The following is a 17,663-nucleotide window of genomic DNA, read 5'->3' as shown; positions in this document are numbered from 1 at the left end:
GTCTCATTTGCGACGGAGGCTGTGATGACGGTCGTGTTCAATTCGGACACCATCGCGCCGCACGAGCGGGCGGACGCGGTGGCCGCGGCAGTACAAGAGGCATCGGTCCCGTCCCATGTCGTACTGGACGGGCCGGACGAGCGTGTGCACGCCACGTTCGACGTGTGGTGGTTCGGCGAGGCGCGCATCGTGCGTGCCAGCACCTCGGGCATCCAGCTGATCCGGACGCCGAAGCAGGTCAGGACCTCCCCCGCGCCGGTACTGGCGGTCGCGGTGCAGCAGGCGGGCGACGGACGGTACGAGCAGGGTGACGTCCGTCGCGTCGTGCGACCGGGCGATCTGCACGTCATGGATCTGAACGCGCCCTACGACTTCAGCCGGCGCGGCGACGGGGCGTCGACCTGCCTGCACGTGCCGCTCGATCAGCTCGGCCTGCCCGCCGATCTGATCGGTCAGGCCGCCGCCAGAGTGCAGGACAGCCCGCACTACCGGCTGGTGGCCAACCACATCGTCCAACTGACCGCCGACGCGGACGCGCTCAGCGCCGACCCCGCGGCAGCCCTGTCGGGTTGCGCCAGCATCGAGCTGATCCGGGCACTGTTGTTGTCGGCGTGCGCCGACGACGGCTCAGTCGTCCCCTCCGACATCCTGCTGTCCCGGATTCGCGCCTATATCCGGCGCAATCTGGCGGATCCTGGTCTCGGCGCGGAACAGATCGCCAAGGCGCACAACATGTCGGTCCGGCAGCTCTACAAGATCTACGCGAACACGGAGTGCAGCCTCGAGCAGGGAATCATCAGCCAGCGTCTCGAGCGGGTACACGGCGATCTGACTCGTCCGGACCAGAAGCATCGGACGATCGCGATGATCGCGCGCCGCTGGGGCTTCCGCGATCCGTCACATTTCGCCCGGCGCTTCCGCGCCGCCTACGGGCTCACGCCACGGGAATGGCGCAGCACCGCCCTCGCCCCGGACGAGGCGTAATGGTCAGCCGCAGGTTTTCGCCTGTTTGCCCGCGAGCGCATCGAGACCGAGCATCGCCAGCAGCGACTCACAGTCGGCGGCGTTCTCCGCGTAGCTGGCGACAGTGCGGGCGGCGACGGCGCACTGGCGCGCGTTTTCCGCTTTCTCCGCTGCTCGCGCCTCCGCGAACTCGCCTGGTTCATGGATAAGGGTCATACGTGGTGCCGAAGCCATGAGTCTCCTTGGGGTTGATCGCAGACTACGCGGCCGGTGCGCACCGAGTTACCGGAACGAGACATAAAGTGCATCGCGTTGACCCGACCGTGATCCGGCACGGGATCAGTCGAGCAGTTCACGGACGACGCCGTCCGCGAGCAGACGGCCGCGGTCGGTGAGGACGAGCCGGTCGTCCGCGGTGCGCACGGCGAGGCCGTCAGCGACCACGCGATCGACGGCGGTGCGCGCGGAGGACGCCAGCTCGGCCAGCGGCAGGCCGGTGCGCAGCCGGACGGCGAGCATGACCCGCTCGGTGTAGCGCTCGTCCGCGCTCAGCGCCTCCCAGCCCGCGGCGGGCAGCCCGCCCGCGCCGACTCGATCGGCGTATCGAGCGGGGTGCTTCACGTTCCACCACCGCACGCCGCCGACATGACTGTGCGCGCCCGGTCCTGCGCCGAGCCAGTCGCCGCCGTCCCAGTAACCGAGGTTGTGCCTGCAGACCGCGGCGTCGCCCACGGCCCAGTTCGACACCTCGTACCACCCGAATCCGGCCGAGCGCAGTCGGGCGTCGATGCGCTCGTAACGTGCGGCGAGCACGTCGTCGTCCGGCGCGGGCAACTCGCCGCGGCGCACCCGCCTGGCCAGCGCGGTGCCGTCCTCCACGATCAGCGAATACGCCGATACGTGGTCGACGCCCGCGCCGAGCACCGCGTCGAGGCTGGCGTCCAGATCGGCGTCGCGCTCACCCGGTGTTCCGTAGATCAGATCGAGGTTGACGTGCTCGAATCCAGCGGCACGCGCCTCCAGCGCGGCGGCCACCGCGCGGCCGGGGGTGTGCGTGCGATCGAGCACTTTCAACACGTGCGCCGCGGCGGACTGCATGCCCAGCGACACCCTGGTGAACCCGGCCGCCCGGATGCGCTCGAAGAATTCCGGCGAGGTGGATTCCGGATTGGACTCCGTGGTGACCTCGGCCCCGGCGGCGAAGGTGAACTCGGCGCGCACGGCGTCCAGCACCGAGGCGAGCCCGTCGCCGCCCAGCAGGGAGGGCGTCCCTCCGCCGACGAAGACGGTGGAGACTTCCGGCGTCGCGGTGGGCAACGCCGCGAACTGTTGCGCGGCGGTCGCCAGCTCGCCGCGCAACGCCGCCAGCCACGACTGCGGGGAGGCCGAACTGCCGAGCTCCCCCGCGGTGTAGGTGTTGAAGTCGCAGTAGCCGCACCGCGTGGCGCAGAACGGCACGTGCACGTAGATCCCGAACGGCCCGTCGCCGAAGTCGCGTAGCACCGGCGCGGAGGTGTCGGTGCTCGCGGTAGCGGCGGAAGAACTCACCTGTCCAGTGTGAACGTCGCCGCGACCGCGCCGACGGCCGGGACTCCGCTACCGGCCCTTCAGTCCGCCACGACCGGAGTGTTCTGGTTCGCGGTGAGCAACCAGCGGCCGTCCTCCTTGGACATCACGTACATCGGGCTGCCTTCGCTCTCCAGAACGCCCGCGTGGGTGAAATAGCGCTGGCGCACCTTCACCGCCGCCACGTCCGGGCGGATGAACAGCACGTGCTCGACCTCGTAGGTCGCCGTGCCGTGTGCGGTGGCACCGGGCAGCACCTGCGCGGTGAACTCCGCGATGGCCGCCCGTCCGAAGAGACGTTTGCCGTGTCCGGTGGTCCAGATCGCGTCCTCCCGGAACAGCGCGACGAATTCGTCGACGAGCTCGTTGCGCTGGGCGTGCTGGACGCTCGCGACCACCGCGCGGATGGCTTCGAGCTCGCCGGTGGCGTCGACAGTTGTGGTACTCATGACGCCGAGCGTCCAACCTCCACTTCGCTCGAGGTCAAGCGAGGTGCGCAGTGTCACAGACGGCGCGGTCGCCGTATCACGCGCCCGGTTGGGGCTCGCGACTATGACTGCCGTCACAAACTGGGTCGAACGTCCAGGGGATTTCCCGCAGATTCACGGGAAATACCGGACGCAGGGTCGGAAGGCCATCGCTGACGTGGCACAATTGGCCGCATGCGCGCTTTGGAGATTCGACTGGTGGCCCGTCGCCACGTCGATTACAAGCGCGTCTGTAGCGCCTGCTGTCTGCCCGGTTCCCTCCGGTAGTTCAGCGCGCCCGATCCCCGGGTCCCCGGCGATCCCGACTTCATCGGCCCGCTGACACCGCAGGCGTGAGTCAGCCCCTCGCGCCCCTCAGCAGGATGTACCACCCACCCCGCAGGAGCGACCCCATGACGTCGAGCACCGACGCCGGTCCGACCGATCAGCCCACGCCCGAATCCCAGCCGGAGCGCCGCGCGCGCCCCGAACGCCCGGCCTCCGAACGCCGCGTCCGCCCGGATCGGCCGCGTCCCGAGGCGACCACGACCGGACCGCGCGTGCGCACCGGCAAGCCCGTGCGCCGCAAGGCCGAGGGTCAGTGGGCGCTGGGTTACCGCGAGCCGCTGAACCCGAACGAGCAGTCCAAGAAGGACGACAACCCCCTCAACGTCCGCGCCCGCATCGAGAACATCTACGCCAAGACCGGCTTCGACGGCATCGACAAAGGCGACCTGCGCGGCCGGTTCCGCTGGTGGGGTCTGTACACCCAGCGCGAGCAGGGCTACGACGGCACCTGGACCGGTGACGAGAACATCGATCTGCTCGAGGCCAAGTACTTCATGATGCGCATCCGCTGCGACGCCGGCGCGCTGAACCTCGCGCAACTGCGCACGCTGGGCGGGATCTCCACCGAGTTCGCCCGCGACACCGCGGATCTGTCGGACCGGGAGAACGTGCAGTACCACTGGATCGAGGTGGAGAACGTCCCGGAGATCTGGAAGCGGATCGAGGCGGTCGGCCTGAAGACCACCGAGGCGTGCGGCGACTGCCCGCGCGTGGTGCTCGGGTCTCCGCTGGCCGGCGAGTCGCTGGACGAGGTCATCGACCCGACGCCCGCGATCGAGGAGATCGTGCGCCGCTACATCGGCAAGAAGGAGTACTCCAACCTGCCGCGCAAGTTCAAGACCGCGATCTCCGGCCAGCAGGACGTGGTGCACGAGATCAACGACGTCGCGTTCGTCGGTGTCGTGCATCCCGAGCACGGCCCCGGTCTGGACCTGTGGGTCGGCGGCGGGCTGTCCACCAACCCGATGCTCGCCAAGCGGGTGGGCGTGTGGGTGCCGCTGGACGAGGTGCCGGACGTGTGGGAAGCCGTCGTATCGGTGTTCCGCGACTACGGCTACCGCCGCCTGCGCACCAAGGCGCGCCTGAAGTTCCTGATCAAGGACTGGGGCATCGAGAAGTTCCGCCAGGTGCTGGAGGACGAGTACCTGAAGCGCAAGTTGATCGACGGCCCCGCGCCCGAGCAGCCGACCAAGCCGATCGACCACGTCGGCGTGCAGCGGCTGCGCAACGGACTCAACGCGGTCGGCTTCTCCCCCATCGCGGGCCGGGTGTCGGGCACCGTCCTGACCAAGGTCGCCGACGCGGTCGAGCGGATCGGCTCCGATCGTGTCCGGTTCACCCCGTACCAGAAGCTGATCGTGCTCGACGTTCCCGACGACAAGGTCGACGCGCTGATCGACGAGCTGGAACCTCTCGGCCTGCAGGCGCGGCCCTCGCTCTGGCGGCGGAATCTGATGGCCTGCACCGGTATCGAGTTCTGCAAACTCTCCTTCGCCGAGACGCGCAAGCGCTCCCAGGCGCTGGTGCCGGAGCTGGAGGAACGGCTGGCGGATCTGAACGCGCAGCTGGATGTCCCGATCACGATCAACATCAACGGTTGCCCGAACTCCTGCGCCCGCTCGCAGATCGCCGACATCGGGTTCAAGGGCCAGCTGGTCGACGACGGCACCGGGAATCAGGTGGAGGGATTCCAGGTTCACCTCGGCGGCAGCCTCGGCTTCGACAGCGCGTTCGGGCGCAAGCTGCGCCAGCACAAAGTGACCACCGGGGAACTCGGCGACTACATCGACCGGGTGGTGCGCAACTTCGTCAAGCAACGTTCGGACGGCGAACGGTTCGCCCAGTGGGCGGTCCGCGCCGACGAGGCCGACCTGAGATAAGTGTCGACGGGAGATCAATTGTGACAACCGAACTCGCGGAAAAGCTGTCCGAGGACGAGCTCCGCGCCATCGCCGCGCGCGGCGCCGCCGAACTCGACGGCGCCTCGGCGACCGAACTCCTGCGGTGGACCGAGGACACCTTCGGCACGAACTACATCGTGGCCTCCAACATGCAGGACGGCGTGCTGGTGCACCTGGCCGCGGGCGTGCGCGCCGGCGTCGACGTGCTCTTCCTGGACACCGGCTACCACTTCGCCGAGACCATCGGCACCCGGGACGCGGTGGAGGCCGTGTACGGGGTGAACGTGGTCAACGTCCGGCCGGAACACTCCGTTGCCGAACAGGATCGGCTGCTGGGCAAGGATCTGTTCGCCCGCGAGCCCAACGAGTGCTGCCGGTTGCGCAAGGTCGTCCCGTTGCAGAAGTCGCTCGCGGGCTACAACGCCTGGGTCACCGGCATCCGCCGGGTGGAGGCGCCGACCCGGGCGAACGCGCCGCTGATCTCGTTCGACGAGGCGTTCGGCCTGGTGAAGATCAACCCGATCGCGCCGTGGTCGGACGACGAGATGCAGGACTACATCGAAAAGCACGGCATCCTCGTCAATCCCCTGGTGGAGGAGGGGTATCCGTCCATCGGCTGCGCTCCGTGCACACGGAAGCCGGAGCCGGGAGCCGATCCGAGAAGCGGCCGTTGGGCCGGCCTCGCCAAGACCGAATGCGGGTTGCACCAATCATGACTGAAACGATTCGTAGCGAACGTTCGCTCGGTATCACCGATTTCGACACTCTCGCCGCGCTGGAATCCGAGGCGATCCACATCTTCCGCGAGGTGGCGGGCGAGTTCGAGCGGCCGGTGATCCTGTTCTCCGGCGGCAAGGACTCCACCGTGCTGCTGCATCTTGCGCTCAAGGCGTTCTGGCCCGCGCCGCTGCCGTTCGCGCTGCTGCACGTGGACACCGGGCACAACCTGCCCGAGGTGCTGGAGTTCCGGGACAAGGTGGTCGAGCGCTACGGCTTGCGCCTGCACGTGGCGAAGGTGGAGGACTACCTGGCCGACGGCAGGCTCACCGAGCGCCCCGACGGCATCCGCAACCCGCTGCAGACCGTCCCGCTGCTGGACGCGATCAGCGAGCATCGGTTCGACGCCGTGTTCGGCGGCGGCCGTCGCGACGAGGAGCGCTCGCGCGCCAAGGAGCGGATCTTCTCGCTGCGCAACGCCTTCGGGCAGTGGGACCCGAAGCGACAGCGCCCCGAGCTGTGGAACCTGTACAACGGGCGCCACGCGCCGGGCGAGCACGTGCGCGTGTTCCCGCTGAGCAACTGGACCGAGCTGGACATCTGGCGCTACATCGCCCGCGAGGACATCGACCTGGCGAGCATCTACTACGCGCACGAGCGTCCGGTGTACCTGCGCGACGGCATGTGGATGACGCCCGGCGTGTGGGGCGGCCCGCGTGAGGACGAGGTGCTGGAGACCAGGTCGGTGCGGTACCGCACCGTGGGCGACGGATCCTCCACCGGTGCCGTGCTTTCCGACGCGGCCGACAACGAGGCGATCCTCGCCGAGGTCGCCGCGTCCCGACTGACCGAACGTGGCGCGACCCGCGGCGACGACCGCGTCTCCGAAGCCGCGATGGAAGACCGCAAACGAGAGGGTTATTTCTGACATGTCCGACCTATTGAGGCTGGCCACCGCCGGTTCTGTCGACGACGGCAAGTCCACTCTGGTCGGACGCCTGCTCTACGACACGAAATCCGTTCTGGCCGACCAGATCGACGCCGTCACCCGCGCGTCGGTGGACAAAGGTCTCGCCACCCCGGATCTCTCGCTGCTCGTGGACGGGTTGCGCGCGGAACGCGAACAGGGCATCACCATCGATGTCGCCTACCGCTACTTCGCCACTCCGCGCCGCTCGTTCGTGCTCGCGGACACGCCCGGGCACGTGCAGTACACCCGCAACACCGTGTCCGGCGCGTCCACCGCGCAGCTGGTGATCCTGCTCGTCGACGCGCGCAAGGGCGTCATCGAGCAAACCCGCAGGCACGCCGCCGTGCTCGCGCTGCTCGGTGTGCCGAAGCTGGTGCTCGCGGTGAACAAGATCGATCTGGTGGACGACGCCGCCGCGGTGTTCGCCGCCATCTCCGCGGAGTTCAACGAGCTCACCAGCACGCTGGGCTGGTCGAGCGAGGACGTGCTGGAGATCCCGGTCTCGGCGCTGCACGGCGACAACATCGCCACCCGGTCGGACAACACCCCGTACTACGACGGTCCGTCGCTGATCGAGCACCTGGAATCGGTGCCGGTCGACGCCGACAGCACCGGCGATCACGAGCTGGGCCTGCGGTTCCCGGTGCAGTACGTGATCCGGCCGCGCACCGCCGAGCACCCGGACTACCGGGGCTACGCGGGACAGATCGCGGCGGGCGCGGTCGCTCCCGGCGACGAGGTCGTGGTGCTGCCGTCGGGCATCCGCACGACCGTGGAGCGGATCGACACCCCCGACGGCGAGCTGGCGGTGGCGCAGGCCGGACGCAGCGTCACGCTGATCCTGGCCGACGAGGTCGACATCTCGCGGGGCGACATCATCGCCGCGGCCGCCGACGCGCCCGAGCCGATCGACACCTTCGACGCCACCGTGTGCTGGCTGGGTGACAAGCCGCTGCGCCCCGGTGCGCGGCTGCTGCTCAAGCACGGCACCCGGACCACCCAGGCGATCGTCGGCGCGCTGCTGGAGCGCTTCGACGAGCAGCGCCTCGCGGCCGACCCGAACCCGGAGTCGCTGGAGCTCAACGACATCGGGCGCATCTCGGTGCGGGTCGCCGAGCCGATCGCGGCCGACGACTACCGAGCCAACCGGCACACCGGCAGCTTCCTGCTGATCGATCCGGCGGGCGGCAACACGCTGGCGGCCGGTCTGGTCGGTGACGTGCTGACCGCCGTCGAGGTCGGTACCGGGGCCTGACATGGCGGTGTCGCGAGCCGTGTTCGGCGCCCCGCCGGTCCTGGGCGCTGTCGCCCCGGCGGGCGGTCCGGGCTGCGCGACTTCCCGGAGCGCCCCTGGGCTCGACGGCAGCCCGGCGCGACCGCCCGCGCTGATCGCGGTGGCCCACGGCAGCCGCGATCCGCGGTCGGCGGCAACCGTCGCGGAGGTGGTCGGCGCCGTCGCCGCCGCTCGTGCGGACCTCGACGTCAGGACGGCGTTCCTCGATCTCACCGCCCCGTCGGTCGAACAGGTGGTGGATGCCGTCGCCGCCGACGGGCACACGCACGCGGTGGTGACGCCGCTGCTGCTCGGCAGCGCCTTCCACGCCAGGGTCGATCTGCCCGGCCTGCTCGCCGCGGCCCGTGCCCGCCATCTCGGGTTGCGCCTGACCCAGGCCGACGTGCTCGGCGTGGACGCCGGACTGGTCGGTGCGCTGCGCGACCGTGTCCTCGCCGTCGGCGCCGGGCGCCGCTTCACGGATCGGCGCCTTGGCGTCGCGGTCGCGGCGGTCGGATCGTCGTCGGCGGCGGCCAACGCCCGGACCGCCGAGGTGGCCACCCGCCTGGCCGACCGCACCGGCTGGCGCACCGAGATCTGCTTCGCGACCACCGAACCGTCGGTCACCGAGGCGATTTCGCGACTGCACGCTCGCGGCGCCGAGCACGTGCTGGTCGCTCCCTGGTTCCTCGCACCCGGATTACTGACCGATCGCCTCGTCGACGCGGCGCCGGAGGCGATCCACGCCGATGTGCTCGGCGCGCATCCGGCCCTCACCGAGGTCATCCTGGATCGCTATCACGCGGCGATCGCGGATACTCGCGCGCTCTCGGCCTGACCGGGCGTTCGCGGCGGTTCCCGGGCGGGCGCGCCCGCGTGACGCTGTCGCGTGCTAGGAACGTGGCATGGCCGAGTCGTTCCGCACCACCTCCTGCGCCAGCCACGGACATCCCGAGTTCACCATTCTCTTCACCGAGCCGCGGCTGCCCGGCATGGAGAACTGGCTGCTGTCGTATCTGGAGTCCACCGTCGCGGCGGGCACGCGCTACCACCCCGGCGAGACGATCCGGATCGGCTGGAATCTGGTCCGGGTGCGCGGTCGCGACGACGGCACATTGGGGCTGGCCGAACGCACCGACGCGCAGACCTGGGCCGAGCAGATCGACCGCACCCTGCGCGATGTGTGGTACCAGCGCGAAGTGGCGGCCGGGGTCGGCCTCACCGATCGCCTCGACTTTCCCGGCGAGGACCAGCGAGCCACCATCTCGTCGTGCGGACTCGAATCACCGGTCCTGGTGCTGGCGCGCACCGAGCCGGACGACTCCGAGTCCTCCGGTTGGTCGGTGGAATGCTTCGAAGACCACGCGCACCGGTCGTCGTACTACGCCACCCTGCTGGAGCTGGCCACCGCCATGCCGTTCGCGGTGCAGTTCTTCGCCCTTCCGGTAGCGACCACGGTGCTGATCGAAAGCCCCGAGATCACGCCCACCGGCACCATCCGGCCGCACATCGTGGACGCCGAAGGCGTGGAGCTGTCCCCGGTCCCGGGTTCCTACCTGGACTACCTGGTCAACGGTTCACCGGCCGACTAGTCGCCCGGGCCGAGCAGATCCGCCACGAGGTGGCGCGCGGTAGTGACGCCCCACTCGTCACCCATCTGCCGCGCCGTGTGCGCCGCGGCGATCACCGCGTCCAGTTCGAACGCGACGGCGTCGGCGCTGCGCGCACCGAAATGGCCCTGGTCCTGCGCCCGGCGAATCTCCTTGATCAGGAACGCGAGCCAGTCCCCGCGGTCTTCGGCGATGGCGTCACGCACGGGTCCCGGCCTGCTGTCGAACTCGGCGAGGGTCGCGACGCGGAAGCACCCGCCGGGGAATGCCGGGTCGGCCACCTGACCCAGCCAGCGCTCGACCAGGGCGCGCAGGCGCGGTAGTCCGGCCGGCTCGCTCAGGCTCGGCGTGATGACTTCATCGATGAAGACCTGCCGCGCGGACTTCACCGCCGCGATCTGCAGGCTCTCCTTGCTGCCGAAAAGGGTGGCGATGCCGCTCTTGCTGAGTCCCAGGTCGGTGGCCAAGCGGCCGATGCTGAGGCCGGTGAGGCCCTCGACAGACGCTACGTCGGCGGCGCGGCGGGCGATCGACGCACGCGCCCGCGCGCCCTTGGCCAGGCGCTGATCGGTGCCGCGCGGCTGGTCACGTGTGGTGACGGACTCGGTCATGAGGTCATTCTCCCACTTCGCTATTGCACATACGAACGTATGGTCGTAGTTTAATTGAACGAACGATCGTGCGTTTTGTATCCCCTACTAAGGACTTCCCCATGACCGACGCGTCCGTGCGGCTCGACAGCCCACCGACCGCGACCGCGGCCACGCGCACCTTGCTGATCGCCTGCGGCGCCGCCTTCATCGCCTTTCTCGATCTCTCCGTCGTCAATATCGCCTTCCCGTCGATCGCCAGGGACTACCCCGGCACGGCGACCGCCACGCTGACCTGGGTCGTCAGCGGCTACGCGGTCGCTTTCGCCGCGTTGCTCACCCCGGCCGGACGTCTCGCCGACGCGCTCGGCCGCCGCAGGCTGTTCCTCGGCGCGCTGGCCGGTTTCGCCCTCACCTCCCTGCTGTGCGGGCTCGCCCCGACAGCGGGCTGGCTCATCGCGGGCCGGGTGCTGCAAGGCGGCGCGGCGGCGCTGATGGTGCCGTCCGCTCTCGGCTTGGTGCTCGCCGCCACGCCGCGGGAGAAGATCGGCGCGGCCATCGGAGCCTGGTCGGCCGCGGGCGGGTTCGCCGCTGTCGTCGGTCCCGCACTCGGTGGCGCGCTGGTCGAAGGATTCGACTGGCGGGCGGTTTTCGTCATCAACGTTCCGGTGGCCCTGCTGCTCATCATGGCGGCGGCGCGCGTTCCGGCCCCCGACGACCGTCGATCCGGCGGTGCGCTGCCGGATCCGCTCGGCACCCTCGCGGTGGCGCTCGGGCTGGGCGGGCTGGTCGCGGGCGTCACCGAAGGGCAGCGCTGGGGGTGGACCTCGGCGGGGACACTGACCGCGCTGATCGGCGGCGGACTGCTGGTCGTGGCCGCCCTCATCCGTTCGGCGCGCCATCACGAACCCGCGATCGCGGTCGACCTGTGGCGCAGCAAGTCCTACGCGCTGGCCAACGCCACCTCGTTCGTCTTCGGCGCGGCCATGTTCGCCTGGCTGCTGTCGGGACCGCTGTTCCTGGACGCGATCTGGGACTACTCGGTGCTCGGCTCCGCAGGAGCCATGACCATCGGAGCGGTCGCGTCGATGGTGACGGCGACCGTCGCGGGCCGGATCGGCTCGGCGACGGCCAGGCGGTGGCTCGGCGTGCTCGGTGCGCTGATGTTCGTGGCGTGCACCGCGTGGATGAGCACGGATGCCTTCGGCGCCACTCCAGCCCTGTGGTCGGCGTGGATTCCGGCCGGTGTGCTCGGCGGCGGCGGCATCGGTTTCGTCGTCACGGTGCTGGGCACCGCGGCGGCCGGTGCTCTTCCGCCGCAGCAGTTCGCCGCAGGCACCGGCATGAATCTGACCGCGCGGCAAGTAGGCGGGGCGCTCGGCGTGGCCGTGCTCGCCGCCGTGTTCGCGGCGCGTCCCGACGATCCACTCGGCGCGTTCCACATCGTCTTCGCCGTGTGCGCGGGCATCGCCGCCGTGGCCGCTTGCCTGGCGGCGCTACCGGCCCGCACTCCGTCCTTCTCCGTCGACAACTAGGAATCAGCGTGAGCGACAACGATATTCGTACCGAAGAGAACGATCCGCTGCTGCTGCCGCCCGCGGAACAGCGGCGTCTGCTCGCCGCCGCCCCGTGGCAGCGCTACGCGGTGCTCGGCGACTCCATCGCGCAGGGCGTCGGCGATCCGAGCCCGGGTTACGAATTCGCGGGCTGGGCCGACCGCGTCGCGGCCGTGCTCACTTCGGTTCGCCCGGATCTGGCTTACCTGAACACCGGCCGGATCGGCGCCACCTCCGCCCAGGTCATCGCCGAGCAGTTGCCCTCCGTACTCGAATTCCGTCCGGATCTCGTGCATCTCAGCTGCGGCGGCAACGACCTGTTCCTGCCGGGCGGCGACCTCGCCGAATTGCGTTCCAACCTGGACACGCTGTTCGGAACGCTGGCCCGCACCGGAGCGCGGATCGTGACCTTCACCCTCGCCGACGTCTGGGAAATCGAGCGCATGGCGCCGATGCGTCCGATGCGCGACCGGATGGCCGCGCTCAACGACCTGGTCCGCGAACTGGCCGCCCGCTACGACGCGCTCCTGCTGGAACTATGGGACCACCCGCTGCGCCTGCGGCCCGACCTGATGAGCGCCGACCTCATCCACTTCAGCATGAGCGGTCACGCCGTACTCGCCTCGGACATGGTGCGCACGCTGGCCGGACACGTTCTCGTGTCGCGCTGACCGGACACGTGGCGGAGGCGCCGGCGGTCGGGTGCCTCCACCACATCTCGAAAGGCGGACAACCGAGTGCAATGCGCTGTGGGCGCCGATCGAGGCGAACGACGCCACCGCTCCGTTCCAGGATCACGGCGGTATTCGAGACGACACGCCCCGTCTCCGGCCAGGCCCTCGCGGGCAGCGACCGAACCCGGGTCCGCTGCGACGGCGGAGCAACCCGCTTTCGATGCCTGCGATCTACCCAGGACAGTGTCATGGTGCCGCGCCGGACCGGCCGTCCGATCCGTACCGTTCGACCAGTTCGGCGCCGAGGCCGGCCAATTCGGCGCGGACCTCGGGCGGGCCGAGGACCTCGATCGAGGCGCCCCAGCCCGCCAGCTGCTGGGCCAGCATCCAGGCGGTGGGAGCGGTGACGCGAACCTGGATGCGGCCGTCGGCAATCGGACCGTCCACAACACAGTTCCGCCCCTGCTGGTCGTGCAGGATCGGCAACAGACGCTCGGAGATCAACACGGTGGCGGCGAGGGTCGCGCGCCGCTGCTCCATCTCCTCGACCACCTGTTCCCAGGCGCCGGCGAGATCGAAATCCGCTGGGCGGTGGGCCGGTTGACCGGTGCAAGACGCCTCGGAGATCCGATCGACGCGAAAAGTCCGCCGACCCCGCTCGGTTCCGGCTATCAGGTACCAGACACCGTCCTTGTCGGCCAGGCCCCAGGGATCGACGAGACGCTCGGACCGCTTCCCGGTCCGGTTCGCATAGCGCAGCCGGACCTTTTCCCGCTGCACGACAGCGCGTTGCAGCAGCGACACCAGCGGGGGCAGCTCGCGATCGGTCGCACCCCAGCGCGCGGGATCGATCACCACCGCATCGGCCGCGGCCTCCGCTTCGCCGCGAAAGGTCTGCGGCAGCGCGCGCACCAGCTTGCGCAGCGCCGACTTGGCTTCCGGCACCGCGCCCGCGGAGGGACCCGCCAAGAGGAACAGCGCCCGCGCCTCGCCCGCCGTCAGCCCGGTCAGATCCGTGCGCGCACCGCCCACCAGCGACCAGCCGCCGCCACGCCCCGGCTGCGGATACACCGGCACCCCTGCGGCCGACAGCGCCTCGAGATCCCGGCGCGCGGTGGCGACCGAGGTCTCGAGCTCCGCCGCGACCTGCGCGGCCGTCACCCGCCCTCGGGTCTGCATCATCAGCAGGATCGCCACCAATCGGTCCGCTCGCATACGCACAATTCTTCCGTCAAAAGTGCTCATTCGGTGCGCACTTTTACTCGGATGATGGATCTACGAGTACGGATGAGAACGATTCGAAGGAGACCACCATGCTGCGCGGAATGGCGACGAGCACCTTCTACGCCGACGACCTCGAGGCCGCCAAGGACTGGTACGCGCGGTTCTTCGGCGCCGAGCCCTACTACCAGGTGCCCAACGGCTACTACGAGTTCCGCATCGGCGACTACCAGCACGAATTCGGCATCGTGAACCGCGCCTACGCGCCCGCCGGAGCACGCAACGCCCCCGGCGGCGCGATCGTCAACTGGCACGTCGACGACGTGCGGGCGACGTTCGACCGGCTGCTGGAACTCGGCGCGACCGTCTACGATCCCATCACCCCGCGCGGCAACGGAGAGGGCTTCGTCACCGCCGCCGTTGTGGACCCGTTCGGCAACGTCCTCGGCCTCATGTCCAACCCGCACTACCTCCAGATACTCGCGGAGACCGGTCCCGCGTAATGCAGCAGTACGGCGGCGTGCTGCCCGTATCCTCTCGACGGACACCACGCCGCGCACTCCGGGCGCGTCCCGCTCGAAGCGGACCCGATCGGAAGATCAGGGACGGAACCAGCGTTCCAGGACGGTGGCTACGCCGTCGTCCAAGACGTGGCCGGTCACTTCGTCCGCCAGGTCGCGAACGTCCGTGGGCGCGTTCGCCATCGCGACCGAGTGCGCCGCCCAGCGCAGCATTTCCCGATCGTTGTAGCCGTCGCCGATGGCCAGCGTCGCTTCGTCCGGGACACCGAGTGCGATGCGGAGCTGTTCCAGCGCCCAACCCTTCGACACGCCCTGACGGCAGACGGTGAGCCACGGCCCGAACTCGCCGTGCACCCAGCTCGCGCCGGGCACGCGCAAGGACCGCAGCGCCAGCAACATCTCCTCCAGCGAACCATCCGGCAGCCAGCCGTTCAGTCGCGGGGTCGGTTCGCTGCTCAACGCGTGATGGTCGACGAGCAGATACTCGCCGAGCGAGAATTCGCCGGGACTCGCTCCGGTGGCCCAGGTGCCGATGCCGACCTTCTCCACGGCGAAGATCATCGCGGGAAACAGCGCGCGCAGCGCGGTGATCGCGGGCGCAGGGTCGAACGCCTGGATCGCCACCGGTTCGCCCCTGGCCACGTCGATCTGCACGGCGCCGTTCGAGCAGAGGGCATGTCCGTCGCGCAGACCGAGTTCGGTGAGCACCGGACGTGTGGTCAGCAGCGTGCGTCCCGTGGTGATCACGACATGCGCACCCGCCGCCACGGCCGCGCGCACCGCCGCGACCACCCGCGCACTGATCGGTGTTCCCGTATCCAGCAGCGTCCCGTCTACGTCCAGCGCGATCAGCTGGGGACCCCCGGATGCCATCAACCCATTGTGCCTCGCGGCCGCCGCACCCGCCGTCGAATCCGGCGCGACCAGACCCGCACCGCCACCGGGCAATTCACCGTCCGGGACTGGGCCGCTATCGACCGCGCCCTCCGCCGCCGACACCGCCCGCACCTCCGGCGCCTCCTCTGGACGACCCGCCTGCCGACCCACCGATCGAGCCGGATCGGCCCGGCGAGCCGCCGAACGACGAAGCGCCCGAGGGGTTCCCACCCGAGTGGCCGCCCGCCGACGACGCGCCGCCCGGCCGCCCGCTCGATGAATTACCGGCCGACGCCCCCGAGCCGTGGGCCGACGAAGTGTCAGCCGAGCCGCCGGCGGACGAGCCATGGGTCGACGGAATACCGGCCGACCCGTCCGACGACGAGTTACCGGCCGGCCCAGCCGAAGACGATCCGTGCGTCGTGGAGTGCCCGGGGGACCCTCCCCACGACGATCCACCGGTCGACCCGCCCGGCGAGTCGTCGGAGGATTCGTGCGCGGTGGAATCGTTCGTCGAGCCACCGCTCGACGCGCTCCCGCCGGACGAGGTGGATGTTCCGTCGGTCCCCACGGACGAGGAACTCCCGGGGCTCGCCGGCCCGGAAGAGGACGAATTCGATGCGGAGGGTTCGCCGTGCTCGCCCGTTGCCGTACCGCCGCCCGATGAGTCCGACCTTCCGGTCGACGGACTGCCCGCAGAACTCCCCGGCGCCGTCCCCTCCGCAGGCTTCGAGCCGTTCTGCGATACCGGACCGGTGGAGCCCGGCGTGCCCGACCAGGGAGCGGATACCTGCCCCGGCGCGGGCGGCCGTCCGGGCAGATCAGACCCGGGTGCCTGCCCCGGCAGCGGCAGACCAGGAGCCGGTCCGGGAACGGGCGGCTGCACGATGTCTCCGGGCACGGGACGAACCACCGGAGCGAACGGCAATGGATTCACGAAATAGGCGGGATCGCCATATCCCCGGTAGCGCAGGCCCCCAGGGGCGCAGCAGTTTCGCGGATCCCGGTGCGAGCCGATCCTGGACTCGGCCACCGACGGACCGTAACCGGTGCTGCGCGGAACAGGTGTGATGAATCGGGTATACGCGGAAGTCGGCTGCGATAGCAGCGAGGGCAGCGCCCGGCCCGAGTTCCATGCGGCGGGCACGGCCATCCGGGACCAGGCTTCGGCGAGGTGCTCGCTTCCGACGTCGACCAGCAGACTATCGGTCGGGAAACTGATTTGGGGAAGATGCTCGAGCATCGGCGCCAGCTCGGGAACCATGGATCCGCCGAAGACGGTCACGGCCGACATGGCCACCGCGGAGACCACCGCGGCACTGGAGAACACCGCCACGCGAGGCGCGGCGGCGCGGCGGTCCGACGCACCGAGCGCCATGGTGCGCGCCGCCATCAGCGCGGCGCCCGCGGCGATCGTCTGCCCCGGATCGGCCGAAATCAGCACGGGCCGGCCGAGTTCGGCGAGCGTGCGCGCTACCTCCGCAGGCCGCGACGCCCCTCCCACCAGCAGTACACGCCCGATATCGGAGAGCGTGATGCCCGCTTCCCGCACACAGTCGCGGACCAATTGGAGCGAGTCCTGCACATGCGCGGTACGCAGTCCGTCGATGTCGACGATCGATGTCATCGACAGTCCGGCGCGCGAGACGTCCGGGGCGTACCGCGCGATCATCGATCCCAGCGGCCTGCCGCCGAAATCGTGGGAGCGCGTCGGCTTCCCGATCATCGGATGGTTGTCCCAGTCGGGCCCGACGCGCACGATACTCACATCGAGGCTGGTGCCGCCGAGGTCGTAGATCAAGACGAAATCGGTATCCAGCGGGCCGTGCTCGTGTTCCAGCCATTCCGCCGCCGCGACGGGCTCGGGCACCAGCAGCACGTCGCTCGCCCCGGATAGGTCCAGCGCCTGGCGCAACAACGCGACCTGCTTGTCGGAATACACCGCCGGGTAGGTGGTCACGACGCCCGCCTCGGACGCGTCCGGCTCGACCGCCCTGAGCTCGTTGACCACCGCGGCGACGAGATTGGCCGGCGACCAGATGCGGCCGCCGACGATCACGGCCTCCGGATCACGGCTCAGATCGGCGAAATCCGTGACCGCCATGCTGAATTGCGGTATCCCGCCGAGGCGCAGTCCACCCGCGCTGTCGAAGGTCACCGCGGTGCGGCGAGACCGCACCGCCGGTCGTGGCCGATCCGCGCTGACCGAAGCCGTCACGGAATTCACTGCACCGATGCTGAAACCCAGACCTGTAGTCATTCGCTATCCCGTCAACGCACCGTGACCACGTCCATCACATGGCGTTCCCCTGTGGCCGCGGTCGTCTTCCAAACAGCCACCACAGGTTAGCTGTTTCGCATCGACGTGGATGCGCAATTGATACGGAATGTTCGACCGATAGCAATAATC

At 69.7% G+C, this 17,663-nt stretch carries 18 protein-coding genes; 11 read left to right on the top strand and 7 right to left on the bottom strand.

What is annotated here, in order from left to right:
* The first annotated feature begins 24 nt into the window (after positions 1-24).
* Positions 25-984 carry a helix-turn-helix domain-containing protein gene (locus tag ACFV2O_RS29715; protein ID WP_379254727.1) on the top strand — a complete coding sequence of 320 codons (960 nt, stop codon included), beginning with the start codon at positions 25-27 and terminating at the stop codon, positions 982-984.
* 3 nt (positions 985-987) lie between these two features.
* Here the strand turns inward: ACFV2O_RS29715 and ACFV2O_RS29710 are convergent, their stop codons facing one another.
* From ACFV2O_RS29710 to ACFV2O_RS29700, 3 genes are all read right to left on the bottom strand, one after another.
* Complete coding sequence (locus ACFV2O_RS29710; protein WP_355072425.1) at positions 988-1,197, bottom strand: hypothetical protein; 210 nt, start codon at positions 1,195-1,197, stop codon at positions 988-990.
* Positions 1,198-1,302: 105 nt separating this feature from the next.
* On the bottom strand, positions 1,303-2,511 hold the full coding sequence (gene hemW / locus ACFV2O_RS29705) for a radical SAM family heme chaperone HemW (protein WP_379254726.1): 1,209 nt from the start codon (positions 2,509-2,511) through the stop codon (positions 1,303-1,305).
* Positions 2,512-2,570: 59 nt separating this feature from the next.
* Entirely contained in the window at positions 2,571-2,978 is a 408-nt protein-coding gene (locus tag ACFV2O_RS29700; RefSeq protein ID WP_379254725.1) for an SgcJ/EcaC family oxidoreductase, read from the bottom strand.
* Positions 2,979-3,191: 213 nt separating this feature from the next.
* Here ACFV2O_RS29700 and ACFV2O_RS29695 point away from each other — a divergent pair, with 213 nt between their 5' ends.
* From ACFV2O_RS29695 to ACFV2O_RS29665, 7 genes are all read left to right on the top strand, one after another.
* Positions 3,192-3,284, top strand: a complete 93-nt coding sequence (locus tag ACFV2O_RS29695; protein WP_350356343.1) for an Ms4527A family Cys-rich leader peptide — start codon at positions 3,192-3,194, stop codon at positions 3,282-3,284.
* Positions 3,285-3,409: 125 nt separating this feature from the next.
* Positions 3,410-5,224: a nitrite/sulfite reductase gene (locus ACFV2O_RS29690; protein WP_379254723.1), complete on the top strand. Its 1,815-nt coding sequence runs from the start codon at positions 3,410-3,412 to the stop codon at positions 5,222-5,224.
* A 20-nt stretch (positions 5,225-5,244) separates the two neighbouring features.
* Positions 5,245-5,961: a phosphoadenylyl-sulfate reductase gene (locus ACFV2O_RS29685; RefSeq protein ID WP_379254722.1), complete on the top strand. Its 717-nt coding sequence runs from the start codon at positions 5,245-5,247 to the stop codon at positions 5,959-5,961.
* On the top strand, positions 5,958-6,890 hold the full coding sequence (cysD, locus tag ACFV2O_RS29680) for a sulfate adenylyltransferase subunit CysD (RefSeq protein WP_355072418.1): 933 nt from the start codon (positions 5,958-5,960) through the stop codon (positions 6,888-6,890). Before ACFV2O_RS29685 ends, cysD begins: the two co-directional genes overlap by 4 nt.
* A 1-nt stretch (position 6,891) precedes the next feature.
* The gene (locus ACFV2O_RS29675) at positions 6,892-8,187 is read left to right on the top strand and encodes a GTP-binding protein (RefSeq protein WP_355072416.1); all 1,296 of its coding nucleotides are present in this window, start codon (positions 6,892-6,894) and stop codon (positions 8,185-8,187) included.
* Position 8,188: 1 nt separating this feature from the next.
* Positions 8,189-9,043, top strand: coding sequence for a sirohydrochlorin chelatase (locus ACFV2O_RS29670; protein WP_379254720.1), 855 nt, complete (start codon positions 8,189-8,191; stop codon positions 9,041-9,043).
* Positions 9,044-9,110: 67 nt separating this feature from the next.
* Positions 9,111-9,797: a hypothetical protein gene (locus tag ACFV2O_RS29665; RefSeq protein ID WP_379254718.1), complete on the top strand. Its 687-nt coding sequence runs from the start codon at positions 9,111-9,113 to the stop codon at positions 9,795-9,797.
* Here ACFV2O_RS29665 and ACFV2O_RS29660 read toward each other — a convergent pair.
* On the bottom strand, positions 9,794-10,426 hold the full coding sequence (locus ACFV2O_RS29660) for a TetR/AcrR family transcriptional regulator (RefSeq protein ID WP_379254716.1): 633 nt from the start codon (positions 10,424-10,426) through the stop codon (positions 9,794-9,796). The genes ACFV2O_RS29665 and ACFV2O_RS29660 overlap by 4 nt on opposite strands.
* A gap of 101 nt (positions 10,427-10,527) precedes the next feature.
* On the opposite strand from ACFV2O_RS29660, the gene ACFV2O_RS29655 reads away from it, so the two are divergent.
* Positions 10,528-11,940 (top strand): MFS transporter, encoded by a 1,413-nt coding sequence (locus ACFV2O_RS29655; RefSeq protein ID WP_379254715.1) that lies wholly within the window; start codon positions 10,528-10,530, stop codon positions 11,938-11,940.
* 8 nt (positions 11,941-11,948) lie between these two features.
* Positions 11,949-12,632 (top strand): SGNH/GDSL hydrolase family protein, encoded by a 684-nt coding sequence (locus ACFV2O_RS29650; RefSeq protein WP_379254713.1) that lies wholly within the window; start codon positions 11,949-11,951, stop codon positions 12,630-12,632.
* Between the two features lie 249 nt (positions 12,633-12,881).
* Here ACFV2O_RS29650 and ACFV2O_RS29645 read toward each other — a convergent pair whose 3' ends face one another.
* Complete coding sequence (locus ACFV2O_RS29645; protein ID WP_379254711.1) at positions 12,882-13,850, bottom strand: helix-turn-helix transcriptional regulator; 969 nt, start codon at positions 13,848-13,850, stop codon at positions 12,882-12,884.
* Positions 13,851-13,948: 98 nt separating this feature from the next.
* Here ACFV2O_RS29645 and ACFV2O_RS29640 point away from each other — a divergent pair, with 98 nt between their 5' ends.
* Entirely contained in the window at positions 13,949-14,359 is a 411-nt protein-coding gene (locus tag ACFV2O_RS29640; protein WP_379254710.1) for a VOC family protein, read from the top strand.
* 96 nt (positions 14,360-14,455) lie between these two features.
* Here the strand turns inward: ACFV2O_RS29640 and ACFV2O_RS29635 are convergent, their stop codons facing one another.
* Positions 14,456-15,250, bottom strand: coding sequence for an HAD hydrolase family protein (locus ACFV2O_RS29635; RefSeq protein ID WP_379254709.1), 795 nt, complete (start codon positions 15,248-15,250; stop codon positions 14,456-14,458).
* A gap of 97 nt (positions 15,251-15,347) precedes the next feature.
* Positions 15,348-17,480 carry an Hsp70 family protein gene (locus ACFV2O_RS29630; protein ID WP_379254707.1) on the bottom strand — a complete coding sequence of 711 codons (2,133 nt, stop codon included), beginning with the start codon at positions 17,478-17,480 and terminating at the stop codon, positions 15,348-15,350.
* Positions 17,481-17,663: the final 183 nt, after the last annotated feature.

It is taken from the genome of Nocardia sp. NPDC059691 (genome assembly GCF_042733915.1).
Taxonomy (GTDB): domain Bacteria; phylum Actinomycetota; class Actinomycetes; order Mycobacteriales; family Mycobacteriaceae; genus Nocardia; species Nocardia sichangensis.
The sequence above is the reverse complement of the archived record's forward strand: the minus strand, read 5'-3'. Positions and strand labels throughout refer to the sequence as shown.